26 protein-coding genes and 3 pseudogenes are annotated in these 20997 nt (G+C 41.9%); 19 read left to right on the top strand and 10 right to left on the bottom strand.

The window, feature by feature from the left end; all coding sequences use genetic code 11:
* The 11 genes from QXL29_01335 (at position 1) to QXL29_01285 (ending at position 5706) form a co-directional block, all read left to right on the top strand.
* A complete protein-coding gene (locus QXL29_01335) occupies positions 1-624 on the top strand; it encodes a phosphate uptake regulator PhoU (GenBank protein MEM2283231.1) in 624 nt (207 codons plus the stop codon).
* 133 nt (positions 625-757) lie between these two features.
* Positions 758-949 carry a hypothetical protein gene (locus QXL29_01330; protein MEM2283230.1) on the top strand — a complete coding sequence of 64 codons (192 nt, stop codon included), beginning with the start codon at positions 758-760 and terminating at the stop codon, positions 947-949.
* 71 nt (positions 950-1020) lie between these two features.
* On the top strand, positions 1021-1488 hold the full coding sequence (locus tag QXL29_01325; GenBank protein ID MEM2283229.1) for a hypothetical protein: 468 nt from the start codon (positions 1021-1023) through the stop codon (positions 1486-1488).
* A 34-nt stretch (positions 1489-1522) separates the two neighbouring features.
* Positions 1523-2320 carry a diphthine synthase gene (gene dph5, locus QXL29_01320; GenBank protein MEM2283228.1) on the top strand — a complete coding sequence of 266 codons (798 nt, stop codon included), beginning with the start codon at positions 1523-1525 and terminating at the stop codon, positions 2318-2320.
* Between the two features lie 85 nt (positions 2321-2405).
* Positions 2406-2648 carry a hypothetical protein gene (locus tag QXL29_01315; protein MEM2283227.1) on the top strand — a complete coding sequence of 81 codons (243 nt, stop codon included), beginning with the start codon at positions 2406-2408 and terminating at the stop codon, positions 2646-2648.
* 185 nt (positions 2649-2833) lie between these two features.
* Positions 2834-2977 carry a hypothetical protein gene (locus tag QXL29_01310; GenBank protein MEM2283226.1) on the top strand — a complete coding sequence of 48 codons (144 nt, stop codon included), beginning with the start codon at positions 2834-2836 and terminating at the stop codon, positions 2975-2977.
* 72 nt (positions 2978-3049) lie between these two features.
* Positions 3050-3523, top strand: a complete 474-nt coding sequence (locus tag QXL29_01305) for a YkgJ family cysteine cluster protein (protein ID MEM2283225.1) — start codon at positions 3050-3052, stop codon at positions 3521-3523.
* A gap of 67 nt (positions 3524-3590) precedes the next feature.
* Positions 3591-4115, top strand: a complete 525-nt coding sequence (gene dcd / locus QXL29_01300) for a dCTP deaminase (protein MEM2283224.1) — start codon at positions 3591-3593, stop codon at positions 4113-4115.
* A 38-nt stretch (positions 4116-4153) separates the two neighbouring features.
* Positions 4154-4687 (top strand): hypothetical protein, encoded by a 534-nt coding sequence (locus QXL29_01295; protein MEM2283223.1) that lies wholly within the window; start codon positions 4154-4156, stop codon positions 4685-4687.
* On the top strand, positions 4688-4975 hold the full coding sequence (locus tag QXL29_01290; protein MEM2283222.1) for a hypothetical protein: 288 nt from the start codon (positions 4688-4690) through the stop codon (positions 4973-4975). It abuts the gene before it with no gap.
* A 95-nt stretch (positions 4976-5070) separates the two neighbouring features.
* Positions 5071-5706 (top strand): HAD family phosphatase, encoded by a 636-nt coding sequence (locus tag QXL29_01285; GenBank protein MEM2283221.1) that lies wholly within the window; start codon positions 5071-5073, stop codon positions 5704-5706.
* Positions 5707-5748: 42 nt separating this feature from the next.
* Here the strand turns inward: QXL29_01285 and thyX are convergent, their stop codons facing one another.
* The 7 genes and pseudogenes from thyX to udg form a co-directional block, all read right to left on the bottom strand.
* Positions 5749-6378: an FAD-dependent thymidylate synthase gene (thyX, locus tag QXL29_01280; protein ID MEM2283220.1), complete on the bottom strand. Its 630-nt coding sequence runs from the start codon at positions 6376-6378 to the stop codon at positions 5749-5751.
* Positions 6379-6383: 5 nt separating this feature from the next.
* Positions 6384-7067, bottom strand: coding sequence for a TIGR00296 family protein (locus tag QXL29_01275; GenBank protein ID MEM2283219.1), 684 nt, complete (start codon positions 7065-7067; stop codon positions 6384-6386).
* Positions 7068-7091: 24 nt separating this feature from the next.
* Positions 7092-7565 (bottom strand): Mut7-C RNAse domain-containing protein, encoded by a 474-nt coding sequence (locus tag QXL29_01270; protein MEM2283218.1) that lies wholly within the window; start codon positions 7563-7565, stop codon positions 7092-7094.
* A gap of 50 nt (positions 7566-7615) precedes the next feature.
* Positions 7616-7918 carry a 50S ribosomal protein L35ae gene (locus tag QXL29_01265; protein ID MEM2283217.1) on the bottom strand — a complete coding sequence of 101 codons (303 nt, stop codon included), beginning with the start codon at positions 7916-7918 and terminating at the stop codon, positions 7616-7618.
* Between the two features lie 430 nt (positions 7919-8348).
* Positions 8349-10136, bottom strand: a pseudogene (locus QXL29_01260) (ATP-dependent DNA ligase).
* A 182-nt stretch (positions 10137-10318) separates the two neighbouring features.
* Positions 10319-10774 (bottom strand): hypothetical protein, encoded by a 456-nt coding sequence (locus QXL29_01255; GenBank protein ID MEM2283216.1) that lies wholly within the window; start codon positions 10772-10774, stop codon positions 10319-10321.
* 5 nt (positions 10775-10779) lie between these two features.
* Positions 10780-11424: a type-4 uracil-DNA glycosylase gene (gene udg / locus QXL29_01250; GenBank protein ID MEM2283215.1), complete on the bottom strand. Its 645-nt coding sequence runs from the start codon at positions 11422-11424 to the stop codon at positions 10780-10782.
* A 159-nt stretch (positions 11425-11583) separates the two neighbouring features.
* On the opposite strand from udg, the gene QXL29_01245 reads away from it, so the two are divergent.
* The 8 genes from QXL29_01245 to QXL29_01210 all read left to right on the top strand — a co-directional run bounded on the left by QXL29_01245 (position 11584) and on the right by QXL29_01210 (position 18505).
* Positions 11584-11901, top strand: coding sequence for a hypothetical protein (locus tag QXL29_01245; GenBank protein ID MEM2283214.1), 318 nt, complete (start codon positions 11584-11586; stop codon positions 11899-11901).
* 126 nt (positions 11902-12027) lie between these two features.
* Complete coding sequence (locus tag QXL29_01240; protein MEM2283213.1) at positions 12028-12390, top strand: hypothetical protein; 363 nt, start codon at positions 12028-12030, stop codon at positions 12388-12390.
* 63 nt (positions 12391-12453) lie between these two features.
* The gene (locus QXL29_01235) at positions 12454-13038 is read left to right on the top strand and encodes a class I SAM-dependent methyltransferase (protein ID MEM2283212.1); all 585 of its coding nucleotides are present in this window, start codon (positions 12454-12456) and stop codon (positions 13036-13038) included.
* Positions 13039-13072: 34 nt separating this feature from the next.
* Positions 13073-15013, top strand: coding sequence for a ribosome rescue protein RqcH (gene rqcH, locus QXL29_01230; protein ID MEM2283211.1), 1941 nt, complete (start codon positions 13073-13075; stop codon positions 15011-15013).
* 102 nt (positions 15014-15115) lie between these two features.
* A complete protein-coding gene (locus QXL29_01225; protein ID MEM2283210.1) occupies positions 15116-15916 on the top strand; it encodes a CBS domain-containing protein in 801 nt (266 codons plus the stop codon).
* A complete protein-coding gene (locus QXL29_01220; GenBank protein ID MEM2283209.1) occupies positions 15900-16838 on the top strand; it encodes a CBS domain-containing protein in 939 nt (312 codons plus the stop codon). Before QXL29_01225 ends, QXL29_01220 begins: the two co-directional genes overlap by 17 nt.
* Complete coding sequence (locus QXL29_01215) at positions 16839-17693, top strand: CBS domain-containing protein (GenBank protein MEM2283208.1); 855 nt, start codon at positions 16839-16841, stop codon at positions 17691-17693.
* Between the two features lie 2 nt (positions 17694-17695).
* Positions 17696-18505, top strand: a complete 810-nt coding sequence (locus QXL29_01210; GenBank protein MEM2283207.1) for a CBS domain-containing protein — start codon at positions 17696-17698, stop codon at positions 18503-18505.
* A 4-nt stretch (positions 18506-18509) separates the two neighbouring features.
* Here the strand turns inward: QXL29_01210 and deoC are convergent, their stop codons facing one another.
* The 3 genes and pseudogenes from deoC to QXL29_01195 form a co-directional block, all read right to left on the bottom strand.
* A complete protein-coding gene (deoC, locus tag QXL29_01205; GenBank protein MEM2283206.1) occupies positions 18510-19214 on the bottom strand; it encodes a deoxyribose-phosphate aldolase in 705 nt (234 codons plus the stop codon).
* Positions 19207-19602 (bottom strand): annotated as a pseudogene (locus QXL29_01200) (DNA topoisomerase VI). Before QXL29_01200 ends, deoC begins: the two are co-directional and overlap by 8 nt.
* 3 nt (positions 19603-19605) lie before the next feature.
* Positions 19606-20952, bottom strand: a pseudogene (locus QXL29_01195) (LAGLIDADG family homing endonuclease).
* Positions 20953-20997 lie beyond the last annotated feature (45 nt).

Below are 20997 nucleotides of genomic sequence, written 5' to 3'. Positions count from 1 at the left end.
GTGAGTAATTCGCGCTCGAAAGACCTACTAGGATTAGAAAATAGGTTGAGAGACGTGTACGTGATATCTATGAGAGTATTTGCTAACACAGTGAGCTTAGCGAACGTTAAAGATGACGCGACTCGTAATGAACTCGGTCTGAAGATAGAGGAAGACGTAGCTTTGCTAGACATACTAAAAAGAGAAGTCTCAGAAATTATACTCGCCTACACTATCAGGTACCAACCACTAGGTAAAGACTTTAGAAAGATCCACACATTTCTAGACGTACTGTATGACGTGTACAGGGTGGGTAGGTACTGTAGGGAGATAATGCTAGTTGATAAACACGTGAAGAAGTTGAGCGACGAGTCTCTGAGAGAGTTAAGAGACCCGTTAAAACTAGCTCGCGAAGCGTACGAGAACGCCTACCAAGCACTATTTAACGAGTGCAAGAAGTGTTTAGAACGTGTTCAAGAGATAGATGACATAATAGATGAACTATACATGAGCTACCTTCGAGAAATAGGGGGTAAAGAGACTCTACCTAACTCTGCAGTAGCTAAAGCCCTAATACTAAGACATATTGAGAGAATAGTTGACCACGCAGTCAATATTGCTTCTTACCGGTTCTCATACTCTTAGGTTCAATTAGGTGAAACATATCTTGACGAAGGTTTTCATTAGTTTGTTATCGTGCTTGTGCTTAACTCCCAGTCATGAAGTGCTTAAATACGTCTTAAGCTATCTATAGTTGAGGTAAAGGAGGGTAACAATATTGAGTGAGTTAAGAAACATAGTTTACAGATGTTGGAAGTGTGGTAAGGAATTCACGTTCGAAGAAGGTCTAGAAAGCTTTATTAAAGCTGAAGAGAGAGAAGGTTACACGTTTCTCAGATGCCCTTACTGTGGTTTCAGGATAATAGTTAAGGCGCGTAGACCAGGTCTTAAGAGAGTTAGTAGTGTTTGATTTCTCTGAGGAAGAAACGCGAGCTGTGCTAAACACATACTCGTGAGTAGTAGGCGGGGAACGACATCTCTATGCTTTCCTTAGAGAAGCTGGTTGATTTTATCGGTGATTTAGTACCTTTCGAGGATTTGGAGTGGATATTAAGTGACTTAGAATCTAGTGGTTTTAAAGAGGTCCTGATATCTTTCGTAACTAATTCTCAGTTATTACCATACGTCAATGTTATTTTCTCGTATTTGAGTGAGGTTGAGTTGATTGAGTGGGTGCGCGTAGAGATCATTATCTCTAAAGATATTGAGGCATTGAGTTTCTTCACTAAACACTACCCTGAACTCATAAAGTCTGGTGGAGAAGTAATCGTAAAGAGTGACGGGATTTCAGTCTTCTATAAAATTAGGTTAGCTGGTGAAGCCGAGAAACTAGTAGATTACGTGACTAAAGTAGCTGATTTAGTAGGAACTGAAGTAAGTGAATTGAGGTATTTTGGTTACACGATAATCTCATCAGGCAGTAATCAGTCAATCCACCCCGTACTCTGAAATGTACCTAACGTTAGATTAAGTAGGTGGGGGCATGAGGGGAAAGCTCATTCTCGTTGGTGCAGGGCTCTCAGTAGACTTAATTACTTTAAGAGGTGTTAAAAGAATCTTAGAAGCTGATATAGTCTACGTAGATTCTTATACTAGCATTACTTTAGGTGATTTAAGGAGCTTCTTAACGACTCAAACAGGAAAAGAAGCAGTATTTCTGAGTCGTAAAGATATTGAAGAAAAGTATTTTGAGACTATAATAAAGCCTGCTCTAGAAGGTCTTAAGGTAGTCTTAGTAGTTCCCGGGAATCCCCTAGACGCTACTACTCACGTAGCTCTCTTGAGCGAAGCTAGTAGAAGAGGGATAGATTTTGAGGTAGTGCCTGCGCCAGGTATAATACCTAACGCACTAACTATGTCGGGTCTTATGATATACAAGATGGGCAAGGTCGTGACCTTAACTTACCCTAAGTCGGGCATCATATCTGAGTATCCGTATGACGTCATAAAAGATAACGACTTAAGAAATCTCCACACACCGCTTCTCACAGAAATAGATATTGAGAAAGGAGTCAAAATGCAGGTGAGGGAAGCTATAGAGATACTCTTACAACTAGAGAGTATGAGAAGAGAGGGAGTCTTGAGCGAGTCTAGGAAAGCCGTTGCCGTATCAGGTCTTAGCGGGAGTGAGCAGAGGATATGTTTCGGAACTCTTAAAGATCTTACGGAACTCCCCGACCACGAAGGTCCCCACACTTTAGTAATAACATCACCTAAGATGCATTTTCTGGAAGAAGAAGTCGCTCAAATAATCTCTAGAAAGTACTGTCAACTAACTTAGTGATAACAACCTCAAATGACACGTCATATGAATTAGGGCAACAACTTATTAGTTAGGCGTCTCGTACTTATTTAGGTGTTTTGCCTTGGGTGAGAAGCTGGTATGTATTGTGTGTGGGAGGAAGTTCAGTGTGGGGCAGGGAGTCATCATAAACTTAGGAAGAAATACCTACAGTTTTCATAGTAAGGCATGTGCTTTGAAATTTGTAAAGAAGGTTCTAGAAAGTCTTGAACCTTCTGAGTTAGAGAAGGTAGCAGATAAAGTAGCTGATGAATACTCTAATATACTTAAAGAAAAAGCCGAGAGAACTACTAAGAAAATAGCTTGAGAAATCCTTAACCTAGCTTCATCACCTTAAAAATGAGAATTCCTTTAAGAGTTTACTTATTTGCGGTTTACAATCCCGAAAGCCTCGTTCTTTAGGGCGGGGATGATGTAGTAAGGTTTATAAGCTCTGTATTCTTTAGGTATTGTGAAGTCATATCCCTGAGCCCCGCTCTACACGGGGTAGGGGTGAAGCGCCTGAGACCGGGCGCAGAGCTGAACCCGGCAGAAGCCGAGAATGTAGCTCTAAACCTCCCCGAAACCCTCGCACTTCAGGGCGGGGAGGAGGTCAGTGCCCTACTCTCATCACTTTTTGTTGTTAATTCTGAGTAGGTAGAGACCTAATATTTGAAGTGTTTTTAAGTAGCGTTAAAACTATAACGTTATTGGGTAGAGCCTCTCAGTATGGGCAGGCTGTCCGAAAGATTTGCTTTCGTGAATTTCGGCTCCGTGTGTTCTGACTGCAGAATTAATTGCTGTAAACGTTTTTACGCGGTCCTCCTTCCCGAAGAAGAAAAAGATTTTGAGAACAGTAGCTTCTCAATTGATACTGAGCTCGGAAGCGTAAGAGCTATAGGTTCAAGAAACGGTTTATCGTGCCCATACTTAGACGACACCGGCATGTGTTCAATATATGTTAGGAGACCTCTTGATTGCAGGTTATGGCCAGTGATCTTGTATTATGATTTCAAGACGGGTGAAAAAGTAATCTACCTAGACTTAGACTGTCCTGCTGTAGCTTCCGGGAAGTTACCTAGTGATTTAATTAAAAATGTTATTGAAGAATTAAAGAAGCTGAGCCTAGATATAGAGTGGCTTAAGAAGTACACTCTAGCTCCCTGGCCTAATCATTTAATAGAGGTAGCTAGGATCAAATAATTAAGTGGATTCTTTAAGACTTATGCTTTAAATTCTCTTTAATTTCATCTCTTATTTGGTGTACGCGATGATACTCTCAGATTTTGACCTGACCTGGTATCTTAAGTCAGGCAGGCTGGTGATTGAGCCCTACGATGAAGAGATAGTTAGAGAAAATGGTATAGACTTAAGGATCGGTGGTGAAGTAGCTAGGCTGAAACCTCTGAACAAGGTTTTTGATACTAGGAATGTAGGTGATGAGCAAGTAAGTGAGTTTTATGAAATCTTAAGCGGGGACGAATTCGTGATTTATCCGAATGAGAAGATTCTCTTAACTACGCTAGAATACGTTAGATTACCTAATGACATAATGGGCTTTGTTGAACTCAGGTCTTCGTTCGCTAGGCTAGGACTCTCAATACCTCCAACGATAATAGACGCGGGTTTTGAAGGAAACGTGACTTTAGAAGTTCACGGTTCTGTCTTTCCAGTCAAGTTGTATAGAGGTCAGAGATTCGCACACGTGATATTCTCAAAAACTCTCAACCCGGTCTTAAGACCTTATCGAGGCAGGTACCAAGGTCAGAGAGGAGTTACTCTACCTAAATTCTAAGCTTGTGGACCGCGAGCAGGCGGGTGAGTAAGTAAAAGATGAGTTTAATCACTAACGAGTTCATGATTGTTGTGAGTAGAGACTTAATAGGGTTCCTCAAACTCGTTAAGGAGCTTAGAGGCGATATAACATATTCTGACACAACATCAAATTTTGTTAGGTTGAGGTTTCGAGGCCGGCCCTGTGATGACGAATTCGCTGATAACGTAGTTAAATTTCTGAAAAACGCGAGAGACTTAATTAATTCATGCAGGTGCTTAAGCACGTACGTTAACAGACTGCGTGTCTTGGAAAACGTAAGTAGAGAGCTGTCTAGAGTTAAGTCTTGTGTGTCTAGTTGCGTCACCATAGGTGGTAAGGTCGTATGCAGTAAGCGTGTAGAGGACATCAACTTACTACTCGAGGTCTTGATTACTCAGCACATGCTCAAGATTAGAGCGTATCCAATTAGTGCTGGAGAGCATGTTGCCTCAGTAAGCGATTTGAGGCAGGTTATCTCATGTGATGATAACTTAATAAGAAGGTTGTTGAGTATAATGTGTGAATTAGAGAAGTGTTTAAGTGGTGTCTGAATGGAGTTCCTCAAGTCGTGGTTTGGGAGAGCATTCACCTACGGCTTCTCTTTCGGGGTATTCTTAGGGATACTCTCTTATGTAATGAGAGTTGTTGTGCCGCAAGCTAGCGTATTCTCAGATTATGTGTTAGTTCTCGCGTACTTCATGTGTTATCCGATATACATAGCGGTACATAAAGTGTTGGGCGGGTTAGGGAGACCTAGAGGAGTCTCTATAGTTTATTCAGTCTCCTTCATAATGTGGATAACTACTTATGAAGTCATAATGCGTTACTTAGTTAGTTAAAATGAGGTAAGGGCTAGAAGTTGAGAGTAGTTAAAGACTATTGTGGCGTAACATTATTGCTAATAATTTAAGCTAGATTAAGTTTAGGGGAGAGAATGATAAGAGGAGTTGTCTTTGATTTAGACGGCACGTTGGTTGATACAGTAGACCTGCATGTTTTGACTTGGGTTGAGGCATGTCGTGAGTTAGGTGTAGAAGTAAGTGAAGCTTACGTTAGGGGATTAGTAGGTCTCTCAGCTGAGGATATTGCTAAGAGTTTAGTGAGCGACTTTAACAAAGCGTTAAGATTAGCTAAACTCAAGAGGAAAATCTACCTAGCTAGAGTAAATGAGGTAAAACTTTTTCCTGAAGTTCCTGAGGTTCTAGAAGAACTAAAATATGTTTACGGGTTGAGATTAGCAGTGGCTTCCTCAACTAATTTAGAAACTATAGTAGCGGTACTTAAGGCAAAAAACATCATGGATTTCTTTGATTCATTCGTGGGTAGCGACATAGTTAGTAGGGGCAAACCAGAACCAGATATGTTTATAGAAGCGCTTAACAGGATCGATGTGAGACCTCATGAATCCTTTATTGTAGGTGATACGGAGTATGATATCATACCTGCTAATTTGATAGGCGCTATCTCAGTACTTATATGCAGGAGTGAATGCAGAAGCTCAACTGTTAAACCGCGGCACATAATTAAAGATTTGAGGGAATTAATAGATCTCGTCAAAGAACACAAGTGACTATTGTATCAGGTACTAGAAAAACTCACTATGACCTCATACTTAAGGCTCTTCACACATGTTCTGCAAAAGATAAGGCAATTCAGGCACAACTTTCTTAGCCTCTTCAATCATTAACCTAACCAACTCTCTTAATTCCCATTGAGCGTGTGGTGAGAGTCTCAGACAAGCTATGTGTATAAGTTCTCTCAAGTTAACAGTCATTAGTAACCTCGTCGTAACAGCTTGAGGCACCACATATCTGGCGTCCTCATAAGGTACGCCAGCACTAATCATTTCGTCATAGAGTCTGTAGGCCTCCTCCATAAGCTTCCTAAACTCCTCCTCAAAACCCGCCTTAATTACGGAAGCCGGAACAACGTAATCTCTCTCAACAGCTGAGTATCTCTGGCTTTCCTGAGTGTACGATGCTATTCTGTGTCTAACTAACTGATGAGAAGCTACTCTAGAAATTCCCTCGATAAGGAAAGTGAAAACAACGTGTTCCAAAACTGAAGGGTACTTAAATGACTCCATAACGTGCTTTCCTACGTTTTCTTCTTTGTACTCCTTCAAGTAATACTCAGCCTCCTTCAGCCCTAACTTACCAGCTGAAGTCTTTACTGCCAACACTATGAGTCTCCTCAGATCTTCTAAATACCCTCCAGTCCACGCGATCAACTTAACGCGCAAGATTATCACCGAAGCTTCACAACGCTTTGTCCACAATTAGTCGAGTATTCTTTAATGAAATCCCTAATAATTACGTCCCCGCCAGGCCTTACCTCCTTAAAGGTCCTCGCACTAAACCTGAAAACTTTAACTCTCTCGTTTAGCCAGCAATCAGGGCTTAACCCAGCCTTAAAACAAGTTTCAGCTAAGAATGTCTCGTTATCCCAGCAATACTCTACGGGAACTTCAGGAAGTAGCAGACCACTGTAAAAGCCGTACTCCACCATTAAGCCGTCTCTACCTATTAAAAACTCACTCGGTCTTTTCTTAGGGTTTCTTGAAATCTCTATCATCTTAGAAAGCACGGAGACTTCAAAAATTACTTCTGTTAATTCTCTAGGTTCTAGAGGTGGGAATCTAGGGTCTTCTGTAGCAGCTGCAATAGCTGCGTGAATCACGTTCAGTGCCAGAGGCTCGACAGGTTTTACGTAGCCTATGCATCCCCTCAACTCATGTGATTCAGCCCCGCTAATCTTAAGTAACGTTACGAATGATGCGCCCATACCCCTCAATTTTTGAGGGGTGTCTTCAGGCAACTCAATAACTACGTTTCTAATGATGTAGTTCTCAACAGCTCTCCTAGCAAGCCTTACTAAGAAAGTTCCTTCTTCTAGTGTTAGGTCTTCTGGGTCAACGTATGAACTACACATACGCTCAACCTAATTCTAAATTGGTTAAAGTTTTATTAATTTGCTTGCTTTCTCAAGTATTAAGCTAATAGTTTTCCAGTGATTGCCTTGCCAGTAAATCTTACCGCATCTTCCGCATCTCCAGAAATCTTCGTATTTAGTGGCTACGTTATTTTCTAGCAGGGAGAGTGCTTCAGCCCTACTTATCTTCATTAACAACGTGTTACACTCAGGACATCTAGTCCTTGAAGGATTAAAAGAAAGTTCTATGCCGGTCTTAGTAGCTACATACGCGAGCATCTCAGCAATATCGTCAGACGTAATTAGAACAGCGCTTAAGCCTCTTGTTTTAGCTCTCCTGAAAAGTGATTCGTCTCTAGTGAGAAGGATTCTCTCTTCTTCTTCCGCGATACGCAGGAGTCTCCAGTCCTCGAAAGAGCTAGAGTAGAGAGTATCATAACCGAGTATCCTCAGCCAACGAGCTAGGTTCCCTAACATAGTGTCCGCAACGAATCTCATGACAGCCACATACGCATTATATCTTACAAAGCATTTAAACTAACTTCTCCTCAAGAGCTTCTAAGTCTGAATATATCTACACTAGAACCTATTACTTGTCCGGGTAAGTTGTTGTTAAACCTAGCTATAACTACCTTGTTCTTTCCGCTCCCGTGAACCCTGATTACCCTACCATGATACACATTTCCATGTCTGTCTTTCACTAACACCTTAGCACCCACTAAATTATGTGGGCTCTTAAGTATCGTTGAAAGAATCTTTATGAATACTTGATTAGGGTTCTGTTCTCTATTACTGAATCTGTAACCCAGTACTACGCCAGTCCCTAACAACATCCGGACCTTTGAAGACATTCTAGCCCCCTCTATAATTACTTGATCTAGGTAAGTCTTAATAAGGATTTTAATTTGTTTGAGTTAACTTTATGTAGTTATTTGAAGGGCTCTGGGTTTCATGTTGGTTGATGTTGTTTGTTGTCAACCCCTGGCTTCACAGACCTCGGCCCCCCTCATCGGAGACCTTATTATCGGTCTCCACCTGTTTGGGGCGACCCTAACCTACAATCCTCTCACCGGGCTCACTGCCGTGAGGAACTCCCATATTCCGGTGTACCCGTGGCGAATGCGTGCATACTAAACTCTATAAACCTTCATGAAACCTGAAACAACTGCGCGAGACATCTTCTAGTAAGCAGGTTGTGTAGGTGGTCAGAGGGCTCCTAAGTCCTCACCTTTCAGAGTCCGCCACATTCTTCATTCCAAGATTTATAGGTGATGAGTAGTGTTAAATTTTTGTCTCTTCTATTTTCTTTAATTGCTTCTTATACATCTCTAGTATTTCTTTAGTAGTCGTGGCTTCTCTTGGTGTCTTGTCTGAGCGCCACCTAATAAATCTGGGGAATCTTATTGAGATCCCAGCTCCTTTCTTTATTAAGTCTTTACAACACGTGTGTGCCGGGGACAGCGTGAGTTCAGCTCCTATTATCTCAGCTACGTAATGAGGTAGTATCCACACATCCGGGGTCATCTCTGAGTCTACGTTAGAGGGCTTATAGTTGACTACGTAGGGTTTCAGCATCTCAGTCATTTCTTCAAGGTCTTTATCTGTGAATCCGGTGCCGACTTTGCAGACACTCTTAAAGGTGTCTGTATCTTCATCGTAGGCGCCCATGAGTAACGCTCCAAACCTGCCGCTCCTCTTACCTCTTCCAGCAAAAGCTCCTATAACTACTAAATCTACTGTGTCAATCATTTCACTCTTGTAGTCACGCTTATACTTTACCCATAACCACCCTCTAGCGCCAGCCTGATATATCGAGTTGCTGTGTGTTGCTTTAACCATGACTCCCTCGGCACCGTCTTCAATAGCTTTAAGGAAGAAGTCCTCAAGTTCTTGGGGGTCTTCAGTAACTATACTGTGGGCTATCCTGAAGTTATCTGTTTCTTTAATTATTTTCTTTAAGACTTCTCTTCTGTAGGGTAGTGGCTTATCTAGGAGGTCTTCACCTTCATTATACATAACATCAAACAAGAAAACACTTACTGGAATTCCCTTAACAGCTTCATGAATTTCGTGTTTTCTTTTCCTATGCATTAATTCTTGGAATGGCATGAGGAACCCTGTCTCCGGGTCTACCGCGACAATCTCCCCCTCAACTATTGCCTCACTACTGAGTATGTTTGACTTAGCTAGTTCTACTACGTCTGGGTATTGGTGCGTAATGTTTTCTAGGTTTCTTGAGAATATTTTAATTACTTCTCCTTTCTTGTGTATCTGTCCTCTCTCACCATCATACTTATACTCTACTATGGCCTTGCCGCCAACTTGCCTTAGTATTTCTTTAGGGTCGTTCTCCCTGTTAGCTAGCATGGGTTTTATGGGGATCCCTACCTCAGGTTTAATATCTTCCACGGCTTTTATCCCATGCTCGGCCAGCATCTTAGCTATCAGTCCTAAATCACCTGCCCTAACATAGTATGCTTTCTCTATCATCTTCTCATACCTTTCGTCACCACCGAATACTATAGCTAATGCATCAATGACTGTCATGTCTTGAATCCCTGTTCTCATGTCGCCCGTCACGAATCTTGCTATATATCTGGCTTCAAGCGGTGAGGCTTCTTTAAACAAGCCAACCAGCAGGTTTATTTTGAGTGCCCTGCTACCCTCACCAGTAGCTAGAGCTACCTTAGAGAAAACATCATATACTCTCTCCACGCTTAAAGTGTCTGAACCCACGCCCCTACCCATGAATTTAGTTAAATCTCGCGTTGTTGTTTTCTCGCCCCTCTTTATATCTTCAATCACTAGTCCAGGGTCTCCTCGCTCTCTGAGCTTCTGGTCAATCACTGCTTCTCTGACTCCTGTTGCTTTAGATATGATCTTGACTAGCAACTCTTCATCGACTCCTATCTCTGGCATCCCCATCCACTCAGGCCATATCCTGCCTAGTATGAAGTAGACGACTTTATCTATGACTTCTTTAGGAGTAGACCTAAGCAGATTAGCAAGTAAGGTGGTCTTCATGTTCCTAGATGAGGTTTTCTCTATTTTGTCTAGAGCTTCAACAACTAACCTAAACTCCGTTACTTCACACCCAAATCACAATACTTTACTAAGCTTAAATAAATCACTTACTGGTGCTGGTAGATACTTTCATACTTAATAACCTCAATACATACTTACTAACTGATGATGAGAACCCGGCAAGAAGGTATTGATGCCTTATCAGTGTTACGCTGAGCACGCAAGAGTTATGTAGTGCTCTTCTCTCGAAGGCTAGACCACACGTAAGAGATTGCTGCTTCAATTTCCCTGTACACTAAGTTATTTATCTTGCCCTTAATTTCTATATCATAGACATAACCTCTCTTCTCATTTATTTTGTAGGTTTCAACAACCCCCCTCTCTCGTTGCTCTTCAAGAATCCTTGTGAGGAATGACGTTATGAGTGGGTGATTAGCTGGCAGAGCCTCCGTAAGTATTACTCTAAGACCTTCCTGAGAAACTATAACGTTAGCTACGACGCTGTCACCCACCGCTATCACGTCAACCCTAGTTGCCTGAAGTACTGACGCCTCAACACTTCTTTCTCCTTCAAGAATCTTCAGTAACTCCTCGAGATACTGGAGCTCACTTCTTAACTCCTCTATCTTCTTCCTCACGTAATTCTTTAGTTCCTCATTATTGAGTTTAGAAGTCTCGCCCAACAAAATCACCTTATGAAGTCTAAGAGAGTTTTTCTACGTTCTTTAATTCTTGTCTCACCCTGCGTTAACTCCCTGTACTTTGCGGCTACTAGCTTAAAATCTTCTTCAAGAGCTTTCCTAGGGGCAGGGTTGTAGAGAGCTGCTGCCGGGTGGTACGTCGGTATAACTAGAGTCTCTCTCCCGAATAGGGTGGCTTTATATACGTTACCCCTCATCTTAGAGACCCCATACCACTTAGTCCCGCCCAAGGTCTCGATGACGTACCTGCCCGCGTGATTGCCTAGAGTGACTATGATACTCGGTTGAATCAGCTGAATTATTGAGTTCGTGAAATGTGAGCAGCTAAGTATCTCGTCTTCTAGGGGGTCTCTATTCTCGGGGGGCCTGCATTTTACGACGTTAGTTATGAAAACTTCTTCTCTCCTCAAATTATTGCTCTGTAAGAGCTCATTAAGGAGCTTCCCCGCAGCACCAACAAATGGTCTTCCTGCTTCATCTTCATTTCTTCCGGGAGCTTCACCTACAAACATTACTCTAGCATTTAGAGAGCCCTCTCCAGGAACAGTCTTAGTCCTGCTCTCCGCTAGTCTACACTTCCTACAGCCAGAAATCTCTAAAACTAACTTAGACCACACAGCATTCTTATCCAAGCAACACCCCCACACTAATTCAGTTAACGTAATCTATTTATTAAAACTTCACCCTAGCGCCCCCTGAATGTAGCTCTTGACAGTCACGCTCTGAAAGTGCTTGTTCTCATCGAGCTAAGTTTTTATTTAGTCTAGACATAAAGACAGTGGGGGAGTAGTTTGGGCGGAGGTAAAAAGAAGAAGACTATATCTGCTGCCGAGAAAGCTCAGAAAAGAGAAGAGGTTAAAGAAGTTAAGAAGCCTGAGAAAAAGGAGAAATCTTCGTCTGCCGGACTTGCTGAGATCGACGAATCTCTTTTAAGTAGAGCACTATCTACAATAAAATCTTCTGACGTAGTAACTACACATCAGCTAGCTACCGCATTAAGCATTAAGATGACACTCGCTAGAAAACTCATAAGAGAGTTGAGTATGAGAGGAGAGATAAGAGTAGTAGATAAGTTTAGGTCTTTATACATAGTTAGTAAGGCTTCCTGAAACAAGTTCCCAGACTTCTATAATCTCGTTACTCAAGAATATTAATTCGGAAGTATAAGTTATTTTGGGCGTGAGGAGGGGGTAGTAGTTGCTCACGGTTTCGGCTCGATTTTGTGGTGGTAGCTAATGGAGGAACTACTTAAAGCTACTGAGGGTCTTGAAAGTGTAATGGCTGACGTCCTCAGAGTTCTCTACGTTTGTATGGGCTCTTTGTGGTTGAGTGAGTTGATGAGCGAGTATAGAGTGTTTGTTGAAGCTTTAGGTGGGGCACCGGCCTCAGAAGACGAAGTTAAGAGAGCTGTTAGCAAGTTGGGTGAGATAGGGTTAGTTAGTATTAGGGAGGGGATAAGAGCCACCATGTCTCGAGAAGGTGAGAGAACATACTTAGTCTCACTTAAGCTGAGTAGTCAGCAACTCGCGATGTTAAGGAACGACTCTAAGGTATCTAAATATAGAGACCTGTGGAGATACTACCTAAAGACTACGTGAGAGAGTCATCGCGACTAACCAGGAGAGGAGTGTGTTTTAAGTCTTAAGAGAGGGAATTAGCTAGTGAGAGAATCACTTGTAGAAACTCGCGAGGATGGCCTTGACGTATTAAACTGGTATGAGGAACTTAGCAATGGGTATGAGGAGCTTTACGGGGAGGAACAGTCCCGCAAATATATTCGAGTCTTTAAAGAACTATCACTGAGAAGTCACTTAACGCGTAAAAATCAAGTAATTCTCGACTTAGGTTGCGGCACGAGTAGCTTGATCAAGTTCTTGTGTAGTGGGGTTTCCAGCACTGCATTTTCTTACTATGTAGGCCTAGACTTAAGTCCCTCAATGTGTTTTATGAGCAGGAAGCGGATAAACCGTGCGGGGCTACTGGGGGACGTGGTAGCGGGAGATATTTTCAGGCTTCCCTTTAGAGGTGGGGTAGCGGATACTGTTCTCTCTATTACTGTATTAACTTGTAGAGATCCCCTGAAAGAAGTAATTCTCGACTTTAAGAACTTACTAAGAAATAACGGCTTACTCTGTTATACTGTATTGTGTTCTGACTTTCGCGCAGTTTTGGAGCACGACTTTGAATTGTGCGAGTCTACTACCTCATTAAGTCAGAGAGAGGTCTTATGCGTTATTAAGTCATGACTAATTGCTTTAGAATAGTTAAGGTGTTTTGAGAATGAGCTCAGAACACGTGAAGGTTAAGAAGTCCTTAAGTTCTCTTGATGTCGCAGTAATAGTTAAGGAGTTAAGTGAGTTGATAGTTAATTCTAGAATAGATAATGTTTTTCGAGTAGGTGATAATTCCTTACTTCTTAAGTTAGTTCTCAGTGAAGGGAAACATGCACACCTCATTATTGAGGGGGGTGCTAGAGTATCTCTAACTACGCATCCTGGCGTAGGCGAATCAGCTGGTAGGGTACCGCTTTTCAGGCGTTACTTAAGAGAGGGAATTATTTCAGGTATTGCTCAACACATGTTTGAGAGGATAATAATATTCGAGGTTAGAGGGCGTGAGAGTCTGAAATTAATAGCTGAGTTACTACCACGTGGCATAATAGCTGTAGTCAATTCCGAAGGTAGAGTTCTAGTTAGTACTAAAGATCTTGATACTAAAGACAGGAGCGTCAGGCCGGGAGTCCCCTACGTTTTCCCCCCAGTTTTCCCAGATATAAGAAGAGTTAGTAGAGAAGAGTTTCTTAGATTATTACGTGTGGAGAGAGAAGTAGGAAGGGCTCTGGTCAAGGTCTTTGGAGTACCTCCGGAAATCATTAACGAAGTTCTAGACGAATCGCTTAGGAAGACTCCCCCTTCTATGTTAAGCGATGAAGAATTAACGAGTGTCCACGACTTAATCAAAGCTTTCATAGAGAAAGTCGTGGGGAAGCCTGAGCCCGTTATAGTCGTGTGTGACGACCATTATGTTTCGTTTCACCCGTTCCAGCCTAGGAGACTTGAGAGCTCATGTAAAACAACTTCTTTCAGGTTTTTTAACGAGGCTGTAGACGAGTTCTTTCAATCTCTCAAGAGTGGGGTTGCTGAGTCTGTTGAAGAAATTGAAGAGAGAGACAAGACTAGCGTCATGTTGAGTAAGGTCAGAGAAGATTATGATAAGATGCTTAAAACTCGGGAAGATCTGGCTGAGTTTATTAAGTTGATTCAGGAAAACTATGATTTCCTAGAGAGTATTTGGGCTTGTGTGTTGAGTAAGGTCAAGAAGAGTGGGTGGGAATCAGTAACCTCATGTGGCGTCACGAGATATGATAAAGCCTCCGGGACTTACGAAGTAGTCCTTCATGAAAAGACACTTGTTTTTAGTATACTCAAAGATTTCAAGTCACAATATTTCGATTTAGTAAAGAAGTTGAGGAATTTAGAAGACAAGATCAGAAGGACTGAGGAAGTTCTTAAGAGTCTCGAAGAAAGATTGCGCGTGATAGACTCTATAATTAAAAAGAAGTCAGAGAGAATTCCTGTGTCGAGATCTTTCCAGTGGTATCACGCGTATCACTGGGTAGTTACGAGAAACGGCTTCCTCGCTATAGGCGGGAGAGACGCAGGGCAAAACGAGAAAATTGTTCGGAAATTCATGAAAGATAAAGACATATTCATGCACGCAGACTTGCACGGAGCTCCAGTATTTCTAGTGTTTACTGAAGGTCGTGAAGTGCCTGAGGAAGACTTAAGTGACGTAGCCGTTTTAGCAGCTTCCTACAGCAAAGCTTGGAGAGAGAAGTTACAGACAATAGATGTTTTCTGGGTATATGGTTCGCAAGTAAGTACAGCCGCGCCAGCAGGTCAGTACTTACCTAAAGGCTCTTTCATGATATACGGCAAGAAAAACTACATCAAAAACGTCAAGCTGAAAATCTCATTAGGTATCCAAATCCGTGACGACAAGTATTACGAACTAGTTTCTGGACCTCCCGAACTCTTAAAGAGTAGATGTCAAGCATTAATAACTTTAGAGCCTGGCGAGACCAAGCCAGAAATCATAGCAAAAGAATTTATTGAGTTATTACGGGGAACCAAATACTTAGTGAGAGACCTCAGAGTAGACGATATAACTAGGTATATACCGGGCTCCTCAACTATCACTGAAAAAATTGTGGTAAATTAAAGGCCGAGTTGATATGTTTTGTTTAATGCATTAACAAAGTATTAAGAATTTTCAGTATGAAGATATATTACTCTGTGATACATATACTTACTTGGTGTGAGTTTGAAAGTTAGATCATTTGCTCAATTTAATTATCCTAAAATATCTTCTGAGACTCCGCTCACGCGAGCTAGAGCAATTATGCGTGACTTAAGCCTCAGGCTACTCCCAGTAGTTAAGGAGGGTGACTTTCTTGAAGGCATTCTGCGTAGGGAGCATGTACTAAGCATATCTTCTACTAAGTCTGATATAGCGGTCTCGCAAGTTATGGAGAACCCTCTTCTCGTCTTTAAGACCGGGGAAGACGCGCTTAAAGCTTTTAAGATTATGCTCGAGTTCGACGAGTGGTACGTGCCCGTAATCAATGAGAATACTGGGAAGTATTTAGGGGTTTTATCGATTGATTCCTTCTTACGCGCGATGCTGGTGAGGGACATTAAAGTACATGAAAAGCAGATTTCCGAAATCATGACTACCAAAGTTGAGTATGTCGTCCCAGAAGACTACGTTAGCAGAGTCTGGAGAAAAATGATAACTTTTAAGTATGCTGGCTTCCCAGTAGTTAGAGAGAAAGACTTAGTAGTGGTTGGTATAATAACACAGCACGACTTACTTAGGAAGGGCTATACTAGGATAGAGCTAGAGTCTGAGTCAGGGCCTAGACTAGGTCCTCGCGTTAAGGAAGCTATGACTACCCCCGCAATAACCCTAAAGCCATATAACAGGGTTCGTGACGCTCTCAACTTAATGGTTAGAAATGACTTCGGCAGAATACCTATAGTTAACGACTCTAATTCTCTAGTAGGCATAGTAGATAGGAGTGACTTATGTAAGTGTTATTTAGGAGGTGATAAACCTGATTAAAGCGTACACGCCTCGCAGGTTACGTGAGAAGAACAGGTGGTTAAGAAGTGATGGTAGGCCAAACTTCAAAGACAGGCTATTCTCTAGAGAGCCTGAGTTAAGTCCTTTGATGAGGAGAGATGTGCCACCAATCAACACGCTAGCCACAGTTCTCAGGGCTTGCGAGCTGATGAGCTCTCACAACACGCGCTTAATAGCTGTTATCTCAGGTAAGGGGAACGTAGTCGGCGTTGTCACGGCTATGGATATGATAGACTATCTCGGGGGCGGGTCTAAACACGGCTTGGTGAGCGTCTCGGGTTTTGAAACAATACATGAGGTCCTTAACTTGAGTGTGGGGAGGATAATGAACGAGAAGCCGGTTTACGTTGATGTTAACACACCTCTCTATAAAGTGCTCGAGTTGATGGTTAACTACGGACTGGGTGCAGTACCCGTAACTAAAGAAGACGGTTCCTACGTAGGAGTACTGACAGAGCTTGAGATAATGAAGTACCTCTCCGTCAAGTATGTAGGAATACCAGTTCATAAGGTCATGACCAGAGAAGTTCTCTCAACTAATTCTAGCACGTCCTTAGAGGAGGCTATGTGGATGATGGTATCATTAGGGGTTAGGAGATTGCCTGTCATAGACGACGACAAGCTTAAGGGTATGTTGACTTGGAAAGACATTATAGACTTAATAGGTACGCACAAAATCTACGAGATACTTAGGTACGGCTTATTAAGAGAATTTAAGTCCTTAAGAGTTTCTGACGTGATGAGTACGAGTGTTGATGTAGTGAGCCCTTATACAGACTTAGGTGAGGTTGCTTCTATAATATCGAGAACAGCCACCTCATCACTCCTAGTAGTAGAAGGGGGTGTTGTAGTAGGTATAATAACTGAAAGAGATGTTATTTATGGGTTGGTGGTGAGTTAGGTGCCTCCTAGAGTAACGTCGTATATGAGTACTCCAGTAATAACGGCTAAAAAGAATGATAATCTAGCTCACATTAGGAACCTGATGATTAGACATAAGATAGGTAAAGTAGTCATAACGGAAGAAGATGGAGAGACCATATACGGAATAATAAGTAAAAGCGACTTTGTGAGGATTCTTTACAACCGCAAGAAATACATAAAACCTCTTGAAATGTTATTTGCTTATGAAATCGCTACGACGCCTGTCTTAGCAGTTAGAGATAATAGGACTATTAAGGCAGTAGCGCAGATCATGGTTAAAAGAAACATAGGCTCTCTCTTAGTTCTAGATAAGGACCAGAAGCTAATAGGCATAGTAACTAAGGCTGATCTCGTGAGGGCATACGCTGAAAAATATCATGGGATATATAAAGTAGGAGATTTCATGAATAGAAATCCGCCGACAGCCTCATTATCTCACTCCATATTCTACGTCATAGATTTAATGAGTGAGAGCGGTGTCGGCAAAGTAGTTGTGGTAGATAAGGGGAAGCCTATTGGTGTAATAACTAAGTCTGATGTGATGTTCTTAAATATTGAGGGGCTACTAAGCGTTAGTAGAGTTAAGTTCGTCAAGAAACGAGGCATTAGTGGCCGGGGGTTTGAGAGCGTTGTGCGCATATACTCACTCCCTATAGCTGGTGACGTGATGACTCCTAACCCTATCACGGTTAAGCCTACGGAAGACCTGGCAATAGCTGCTGACGTAATGACTAAAAACAGGATAGGTACTTTACCGGTAGTTGATGATGAGGGCAACTTAGTGGGTTTATTGAGCAAGCAAGACATACTAAACGCTTTACGGCAGGTGTAAACATGGATTCTCTCATTCTAGTTAGTGAGGTCGCTTCTAAAGACTTCCTTAAAGTAAGCAAGAACGAATCTCTGATAAGCTTAGTTAAAGAAATGCGCAAGAAAAGTACTGACAGAGCAGTCATTTACCGTGATGAAGTCCCTGAAGGTATAGTGACTAAGAAAGACATAATAACTAAAGTCGCTATGAGTAAGACTAAGAGATACCCTGTGTCAGTACTCCACGTCTCTTCAGTAATGAGTTATCCTTTAATAACTGTAAAGAGAGACATGCCCCTATCTAAGGCTGCTAGAATAATGATTGACAAAAACATAAGTAGTCTTCCAGTAAAAGACGAAGACATCGTCATCGCGTTACTAACTAAGTGGGACATCGCCAAAGCATTAATTAAGTCTCCTACTCCACTCTCTCAAATCATGACACGCAATGTAGTAACTATAAGAGACACTGACTCAATACTTACAGCCAGAAAATTAATGATTGAAGAAGGGTTCTCATCCTTGCCCGTCCTAAACAGTGAGGGTAAGTTAGTAGGTATTGTGACACTAGATGAGATAGTTGACACGTTAGTTGATTTAATGGAGTTCGTTAGCGACTCAGGCTCTAAGAGCTCACTAAAAAACATAACTGTGAGGGACTGCATGAGGCCTGTAGTGCCTGTTCTCGCGACAGAAGATGCTCTCGGGACTGCCGCAGCCTTAATGCTTGATAAGAGAATAAGAGCGGTTCTGCTAGTAGATCCTGAAAGAGCCTTACAAGGAATAGCTACTTTAACTGATTTGACGCGCTACGTCGCTAGCACGTACGTGTAAGCCCTCATTGTAGAGAAGCTAAGATCTCGTCCCTATCTTTAATAATTTCTATCCCAGCACTAGTCCCGATAACATCAGCACCAAATAAAACTAAGTTGAGTGCCTCAATAGAGTTTCTCACTCCTCCAGATGCTTTAATCTTGAGCTCGTCACCGACAATTCTCTTTATCAACATTACGTCTCTCACGCTAACTCCTCTAGGTCCAAAACCCGTGTTAGTTTTTATAAAGTCTGGTTTGTGGACTAAGAGTATCTTACATATTTTTGCTAGCTCGTCATCAGATAAGATACTCGTTTCTACTATTACCTTGATACCCAGCCCAATCTCCCTAGCACTCTTAACAAGCTTCTCTACTTCATTATTGACTCCAACGTAATTGCCCGACTTAATTTGAATCAAGTCAATTACTACATCTACTTCCTTCCCACCACTTCTCCCAACATGTTCTATCTCCCTAATTTTAGCTTCTACTGGGTGATAGCCGTGAGGGAAGCCCACAACACCTGCTACAGGAGTCTTCACTATAGAGGCTATCTCTTTAACTAAGACTGAGGGTACTACTATCGACCTAAAAGAGAACTTGTCGGATTTCTCGGCGAAGTCTATGTAGTCTTTAAGTCCTTTATCGTACTTAAGCATTGTCTGGTCTATTCTAGTATTTAACGACTTAAGAATTTCTAAGATTCTTTCTTTTGAAAGATTAAGCAAGCCAGTCACCGACTTCGATTTTATTAGGTATATACGTGTCAGCTAGGAATTTCAATCCTTTACTAGTTAATGCTTCAATCTCGAGTTTTGATAGTTTCTCTAAGAATATGTCGATCTCTACTTTCCAGCGCGGTGTTTGGAACCACTTGTAATTCATGAGTTCTTTAGCTCTCTTAATATCCATCTCTTTAGCTTTAATTATGTAGTTCTTTCTCTCACTCTCTGATAGGTATGGTTTCTTACCTAGCTTGGGTGACCCGTAAACATCGGACATCATAACTCCTAAGAACCTGGCTTTAGGAGTAGCTAGGCGTTCGCTCTCATATGATAGAGTTATTGACCCAACCCTGAAGACGCTATATATGTAGAATCCGTAGGGGTCACTATTATGATACACAATACCAAACCCCCCTACAAACGAGTTATCTCCAGGCACTGCAAAATCGTAAACGTAACCCTCATACATTTCTTCTTCAACCGACTCTACCCTCACTAGCACTGCATCACTTTCTTGAAGAGCTTGATGGTCTTCAGGTATTGCCGTCAAGTTCTTATTAAAGAGTTTAGCGGCCTTTACTTCTTGCGTGTAGCTACTTTCGTACGAGTAGGTAGCTAATCCTCCATCAAGCAACTCCGTTAATTTCTTAAGTGTCTTACTCACGGGCAGTTTATAGACTTGTTTATTAAGTGACTCATGAGTAGACAACTCTACACCAAACAAGTACTTACGTACATCAGGCAGTGCCCAGCACGAGTCTCTATTAATAGTTATAACGTAGTTCGTCTTATCTTGCGTTAGCGTCGGAGTAACGCCGAGGAACTGAAGCAGTAGGAATACTTGACGCGCCAATACAGGGTTCTCAGTCGAGTAGACTATATCACCGTGTTCATCTATGTACCCGCCACCATCTATGAGGCCCTTCAGATAAGCTAAGATTATGTTTCTTGGTGAGTTAATTATAATGTTTGGAACATGCTTCTCTTTAGTAGTTCCCAACAATCCTAACTCTTCGAAAACTGCACGTAGTATTCTAGAGTTAACTGCCAGCTCCACGCGCTTCTTTAATGTATTAACGTCTGTTTTTGCCTGAATACCGAATTTCTTCTTCAACACTTCGCTAATTTTCTCGGCTTTCTCAGATTCTCTACTACTGAAACGGAAGGTGAGATGCTTATTGGTTTCGGCTGTGCAAACACCCATAACCCACGCTAGATCCTCGTCTAACTCAATCTTGTTAGGGACAAATCCCAACTTAGGGAGCTTGAGAAATTCTGCTTTACGTAACTCCTCGTCAGAAGCTTCTCTCAACGCGATTTCACGTCCGTCTATGATTAGCTTGAAAGCTTTGTGTAGTTTTATAGAGTTCTTCTGTGTAGCCTTCTTTAACAGCTCTGCTAAGAGTATGAGCGGCTTATCTTCTCTGACAGGCAGGGGTAAGTGCTTGGCGGCAACTATGTAATCGCCTGGCCTTATGTCTTTAGCCGGAATAGCCTCTATTTTCCAGTCTCTAAACACGAAAATAGAGTGAGCTTTAGTGACTCTAATTACCCCACGACCACTAGTTACTATTTTTAATATTGGTTCTTTTATCTTGTGTCTGTATATGTAGCCGATAGGTGACCAGTTGATCTTTCCTGTTACGGGATTCCACGAAAGCACTTCTAACGGAGCTTCTGTCCTCTCTCTTTCTAAGTTGCTAGAGAAGTAGTCCTTAGTTAACTCCTCTACAGAACCTATCTTTACCTCGCCACCTACTAAATCTCTTACTATAACTACCTCATC

The sequence above is a fragment of the Zestosphaera sp. genome, from assembly GCA_038843015.1.
In the GTDB taxonomy this organism is placed as follows: Archaea; Thermoproteota; Thermoprotei_A; order Sulfolobales; family NBVN01; genus Zestomicrobium.
This window is presented reverse-complemented; position numbering and strand designations above follow the sequence as displayed.

Coding starts and splice junctions, on each gene's coding strand:
- QXL29_01325 (MEM2283229.1), top strand. CDS start 1,021: ATGCTTTCCTTAGAGAAGCTGGTTGATTTTATCGGTGATTTAGTACCT.
- dph5 (MEM2283228.1), top strand. CDS start 1,523: ATGAGGGGAAAGCTCATTCTCGTTGGTGCAGGGCTCTCAGTAGACTTA.
- QXL29_01305 (MEM2283225.1), top strand. CDS start 3,050: ATGGGCAGGCTGTCCGAAAGATTTGCTTTCGTGAATTTCGGCTCCGTG.
- dcd (MEM2283224.1), top strand. CDS start 3,591: ATGATACTCTCAGATTTTGACCTGACCTGGTATCTTAAGTCAGGCAGG.
- QXL29_01295 (MEM2283223.1), top strand. CDS start 4,154: ATGAGTTTAATCACTAACGAGTTCATGATTGTTGTGAGTAGAGACTTA.
- QXL29_01290 (MEM2283222.1), top strand. CDS start 4,688: ATGGAGTTCCTCAAGTCGTGGTTTGGGAGAGCATTCACCTACGGCTTC.
- QXL29_01285 (MEM2283221.1), top strand. CDS start 5,071: ATGATAAGAGGAGTTGTCTTTGATTTAGACGGCACGTTGGTTGATACA.
- QXL29_01275 (MEM2283219.1), bottom strand. CDS start 7,067: ATGTGTAGTTCATACGTTGACCCAGAAGACCTAACACTAGAAGAAGGA.
- QXL29_01270 (MEM2283218.1), bottom strand. CDS start 7,565: ATGAGATTCGTTGCGGACACTATGTTAGGGAACCTAGCTCGTTGGCTG.
- QXL29_01265 (MEM2283217.1), bottom strand. CDS start 7,918: ATGTCTTCAAAGGTCCGGATGTTGTTAGGGACTGGCGTAGTACTGGGT.
- QXL29_01240 (MEM2283213.1), top strand. CDS start 12,028: ATGGAGGAACTACTTAAAGCTACTGAGGGTCTTGAAAGTGTAATGGCT.
- rqcH (MEM2283211.1), top strand. CDS start 13,073: ATGAGCTCAGAACACGTGAAGGTTAAGAAGTCCTTAAGTTCTCTTGAT.
- QXL29_01210 (MEM2283207.1), top strand. CDS start 17,696: ATGGATTCTCTCATTCTAGTTAGTGAGGTCGCTTCTAAAGACTTCCTT.